This window comes from Rhizorhabdus sp. (genome assembly GCF_018006725.1).
GTDB lineage: Bacteria > Pseudomonadota > Alphaproteobacteria > Sphingomonadales > Sphingomonadaceae > Rhizorhabdus.
The window spans coordinates 1-5,323 of record NZ_JAGMXV010000282.1 but is presented as its reverse complement, the minus strand read 5'-3'; the positions used below and the strand labels follow the sequence as shown (position 1 = coordinate 5,323).

General features: G+C 62.7%; 3 protein-coding genes. All 3 read left to right on the top strand.

The window, feature by feature from the left end:
- Positions 1–215: 215 nt before the first annotated feature.
- A complete protein-coding gene (locus tag KAY22_RS23965) occupies positions 216–1,460 on the top strand; it encodes a cytochrome P450 (protein WP_296625652.1) in 1,245 nt (414 codons plus the stop codon).
- A gap of 135 nt (positions 1,461–1,595) precedes the next feature.
- Positions 1,596–2,117 carry an amidohydrolase gene (locus tag KAY22_RS23960; RefSeq protein ID WP_296625651.1) on the top strand — a complete coding sequence of 174 codons (522 nt, stop codon included), beginning with the start codon at positions 1,596–1,598 and terminating at the stop codon, positions 2,115–2,117.
- Positions 2,118–2,139: 22 nt separating this feature from the next.
- On the top strand, positions 2,140–5,115 hold the full coding sequence (locus KAY22_RS23955) for a Tn3 family transposase (RefSeq protein ID WP_115381973.1): 2,976 nt from the start codon (positions 2,140–2,142) through the stop codon (positions 5,113–5,115).
- Positions 5,116–5,323: the final 208 nt, after the last annotated feature.

Here is a 5,323-nt window from a genome sequence, read left to right as displayed (position 1 = left end):
GGTCTGATCCGTCCAGATCCAGCAGTCTGCGCGACCGCAGGTGCCGCTTGCGGCAGAAAATCCTTGTCTAGCGCTCGGATACAGGCGATCTTCACCTCAAACGCCACGCCACTTGGGGAATGCAGGTATAATTGTCTTGTGCTTCCGGTCCGGGATCGCGTAAAACGGCAGCCAAACGCGGCGTGATCGCATTAACTATTTTCAGGGAGACATTCATGAACGAGCAGTTGCAAGGGGCTACAACCCAGACGGCAAGCGCCCAGCCGCTGTTCAACCCGCTGTCTCCGGACTTCATCCGCGATCCCTATCCCTCCTACGACAAGCTGCGCACGCACGCGCCGGTGCTGCATCTGCCGGCGCTGAACGGCTATCTCGTCAGCCGCAATGCCGACGCGGCGCTGGTGCTGCGCGACAAGCGGTTCGGCAAGGATTACGTCACCCGCATCACGCGCCGCTGGCCGGAAGCGCTGAACGAGCCTGTTTATCGCGCGATGGGCCGCTGGATGCTGACGCAGGATCCGCCCGACCACACCCGCCTGCGCGGCCTTGTCGTCAAGGCGTTCACGGCGCGCCGCGTCGAGGACATGCGTCCGAAGATCCAGGCGATCGTCGACGACTCGATCGACCGGGTGATCGGGCAGGGCCGCATGGACCTGATCTCGGACTTCGCGTTCCGCCTGCCAGTCATCGTCATCTGCGACATGCTCGGCATTCCGGAGACGGATCGCGAAATCTTCTTCAAGCGCGAGCGCACCGGCGGCCGTCTGCTCGATCCGGTGCCGCTGTCGCGCGCCGAGATCGACGAGGCCAATGCCGCGCACGCCAATTCCGAAGCCTATTTCCAGCGGCTGTTCGATCTGCGCCGCCGCGAGCCGGGCGACGACCTGACGACTCAACTGGTTCAGGCGGAAGAGGCCGGCAGCAAGCTCAGCAACGAAGAGCTGACCGCGAACATCATCCTGCTGTTCGGCGCGGGTCACGAGACCACGGTGAACCTGATCGGCAATGCGCTGCTGGCGCTGCATCGCAATCCGGACCAGCTCGAACTGCTGAAGTCCAACCTGTCGCTGATGCCGAACGCGATCGAGGAATTCCTGCGCTACGACTCCTCGGTGCAGCTCACCTACCACGTCGCGATGGAGGATGTCGAGATCGGCGGCGTGAAAATTCCGCAGGGCGACAACGTGATGTGTCTGCTCGGCTCGGCCAATCACGATCCGGCTGTCTATCCCGATCATCCGGATCGGCTCGACATCACGCGGCCGAACGTGCGGCCGCTGTCGTTCGGCGGTGGTATTCACTTCTGCCTCGGCGCGCAGCTCGCGCGGCTCGAAGCCGAGGTCGCGCTCACGACGCTGCTGCGCCGGATTCCGAATCTGCGCATCGACGACGTGGAAAATCCGAAGTGGCGGCCGACCTTCGTGCTGCGCGGCCTCAAGGAGCTTCCGGCCAGCTGGTGAATGCGCGGCCCGGCGAAGCGCCGGGCTGAAATCCGCGTGACTCGCCTTTGCGATGTGGCATAACGTGCCGCGATCAAGCGGAGCGCGCGAGCCATGCCTGTCATCGACCGGATCAAGGATTTCCAGAACGATCTCGTGGCGATCCGCCGCGATATTCATGCGCATCCGGAAATCGGCTTCGAGGAAACCCGCACCAGCGCCATCGTCGCCGACCTGCTGGAGACCTGGGGCATCACCGTGCATCGCGGCGTCGGCGGCACCGGCGTCGTCGGCGAACTGCGCGGCAACCACAACAGCAACAAGCGGATCGGCCTGCGCGCCGACATGGACGCGCTGCCGATCCTTGAGACGACGGGTCTGCCTTACGCTTCGACCGTGCCGGGCAAGATGCACGCCTGCGGCCATGACGGCCACACCACCATGCTGCTCGGCGCCGCGCGCTATCTCGCCGAGACGCGCAACTTCGCCGGCACCGCGGTGTTCGTGTTTCAGCCGGCCGAGGAAGGACTCGGCGGCGCGCGCGCGATGATCAAGGACAACCTGTTCACGCGCTTTCCCTGCGACGAGATCTACGGCCTGCACAATTCGCCGAACGGCAAGCCGGGCCGCATCGCGGTGTTTCCGGGTTTACTCGTCGCTGTCCATAGGCCCAGATGACCTTTTGTGGACGGGAATCGGCATGGTGAAGCGCAAACATCAACTCCTGACCGAGAGTGAGCGCGATCAAATCCTCGCCATCCCGACCGACCGCGACCATTTGGCCCGCCTCTACTCGTTCGAGCCATCTGACATCGACATTATCGGCGCGCGCCGCGAGCGGCGGAACCGATTAGGCGTGGCGCTGCAACTGGCGTTGCTGCGGCATCCCGGCACGACTCTTGCGCAGATCATCCGGGACAAGGGAGCGATACCCCACCATCTTGCGGCCTTTGTGGCGGAGCAGCTCGGCCTGTGCGTAACAGACCTCGCCGATTACGCGGCGCGCGACCAAACAATGACGGACCATGCCCGGGAACTGGCGGAGCACCTTAATCTACGTGGGCCGACCCGCACTGATATTCCGTTCATGATTGAGGCGGCGGCGAAAACGGCCTGGGCGACCGATAAGGGGATGACGATCGCGAACGGTGTCGTCACCGCCCTTCGCGAGGCCCGGATTCTACTGCCCTCCATTTCTACCATCGAACGCGTCAGCATCGCGGGACGAGCGCGTGCCCGCAAACAAGCGGCCTCCGCCCTGATCGCTGATCTCAGCGTTGAACAGGTCCACGCCCTCGAGCAACTCTTTGACGAGACTGGCGCTGGTGGTGTGAGCCAACTCACCTTGCTAAAGACGATCCCCGTTGCGGCCAAGCCCGATCACATCCGCCAGATTCTCGACCGTTTGAGACGCGTGCGGGTGATCGGCATTTGCCCGGACATCGCTGGGCGCATCCATGCGGACCGGTTCCACCAATATGTCAGGGAAGGCCGAGCATCGCCTGCCTATATGATAGAGCGCTATACGCCGTCCCGGCGCCGTGCCACTCTGGTCGCGTTCCTGCTCGACCTTGAAGAGCGACTTACGGACAGCGCCCTGGAAATGGCAGACAAGCTGATCGGCGGGATATTCACCCGCGCAAGGAACTCCCAGGCGCGCAGCTATGCTACCACGTCGAAGAATGTAGCACGGCTGATGCTGATCTTTCGCAGTACGATCGATGCTCTCACCGATGCGCTCGATACCGGCGAGGATCCGATGGAGGCCCTGGATGCATCGGTCGGGTGGACAACCCTCATGAGGGTCAGGCCAGAAGTGGCAACTATCGCAGAAACCGCCAGCCTCGATCCGCTGACGGTCGCGGCCGATCGCTATGCGACGTTGCGCAAGTTCGCGCCCGATTTGCTGGAAACACTCGAGTTCAGGGCCGGCAAGGGTAGTACGAAAACGACCGCCGCCATCGAAGTGCTCCGCGTGCTTAACAGGTCGGGCAAGCGCGATCTGCCTGCTGACGCTCCCATGCCCTTCCGCAAGGAATGGCGGAAGATCGTGGTTAGCGATGACGGCAAGGTCAACCGGCGACTCTGGGAGATCGCGACGATCGCGCACCTGCGCAACAAATTGCGCTCCGGAGATGTCTGGGTTGAACGATCGGCGGGATATCGTCGGTTCGACAGCTATCTGCTCAGCGAGCCAAAGGCGAAACCGGTCGTGTCCGCGCTCGGCCTGCCCTTGTCGGCGGACGAATGGCTGGCACAGCGGGGCCACGAACTGGATCGGCGCTTGAAGAAGTTTGCCCAGCATCTGAAGCGCGACGCCCTGGACGATGTACGGTTCCGGGACGACCGCCTCCAGATATCGCCGGTTCGCACGATCACGACGCCTGACGCCGAGGAACTAGCCCACCGGCTCGATGCGATGATGCCGCGCATCCGCATCACGGAATTGCTTCATGAGGTGGCGCAGGAAACAGGATTCCTCGCGGCGTTCACCAATCTGCGCACCGGTGAGCGCTGTCCTAACGAAAACGCGCTGCTCGCGACCATCCTTGCCGATGCCACCAATCTCGGCCTCTCGCGCATGGCCGCCGCGAGCCAAGGCGTCACACGCGATCAACTCCTGTGGACCCATGACGCCTATATCCGCGATGACAGCTATCGCGCAGCGCTGGCCGTCCTCATCAACGCCCAGCACCGCATGCCATTCTCGCGGGTCTGGGGCGACGGCACCACCTCAAGCTCCGATGGACAGTTCTTCCGGGGAGCCAAGCGCGGTGCGTCGGGCGGCGACATCAACGCGCGCTACGGCGTCGACCACGGCTTCAGCTTCTACACGCATGTCTCCGATCAGCGCGCCCCCTACCATGTCAACGTGATCTCGGCCGCGACGCATGAGGCCCCCTATGTGCTCGATGGCCTGACCAATCACGGCACCGATCTCAAAATCGCCGAGCATTATACTGACACCGGCGGGGCCACCGATCATGTCTTCGCCCTTTGCGCCATGCTGGGATTTCGCTTCTGCCCGCGCCTGCGCGATTTTCCCGACAGGCGCCTCGCGCCGATTGCCCCGGCAGCAACCTATCCCTTCATCACGCCGCTGTTGGGCAAACGCATCCGTACCGACATTATTCGTGAGCAATGGGATGACGTGCTGCGGCTCGTAGGCTCGATCAAGGCCGGCCACGTTGCACCCTCGGTCATGTTGCGAAAGCTCGCGGCCTATGAGCGACAGAACCAGCTCGACGTGGCGCTACAGGAAATAGGCAAGGTCGAACGGACCCTGTTCATGCTGGACTGGCTTGAAAACCCTGATTTGCGCCGGCGTTGCCAGGCCGGTCTCAACAACAGCGAACAACGACATGTCCTGACGCAGGCGATCTACACTTTCCGTCAGGGGCGCATCATCGATCGCAGCCATGAGGCCCAGCAATATAGGGCATCCGGCCTCAACCTGGTGATCGCCGCCATTGTCTATTGGAACGCGACTTACATGGACGCCGCCGTCCAGCATCTGCGAGCGGCCTCGGCCGCGGTGCCCGACGATCTCCTTGCCCATACCTCCCCGGTGGGCTGGGAACATATCGCCTTTTCCGGTGACTTTCTCTGGGATAGAGCGGCGGCATCCGCTGGCCGTAAAGCGCTCAACCTGACGCAAGATATCCGCGTCGCGTAGTTGTTCGCTGGCTGTTCTTCCTTAGCGTTGTCTGGCGTACCATCCACGCTATGCCCTCAAAGACAGCGTCAGCGAGGTTGCGGGCTCTGTTGCAAACATGGGGCACGGCCGCGCGGCGTCACCCAGTTGGGGGATTAGGCAGCATTGGCGAAATGCTTATTGAGCATAATCATGGTTTCGGTCAGGGCCGAGGGTCCAATTCCGAATG

Excerpts from the sequence above, each read along its gene's own strand:
- KAY22_RS23955 (WP_115381973.1), top strand. The coding sequence starts at position 2,140 with ATGGTGAAGCGCAAACATCAACTCCTGACCGAGAGTGAGCGCGATCAA.
- KAY22_RS23965 (WP_296625652.1), top strand. The coding sequence starts at position 216 with ATGAACGAGCAGTTGCAAGGGGCTACAACCCAGACGGCAAGCGCCCAG.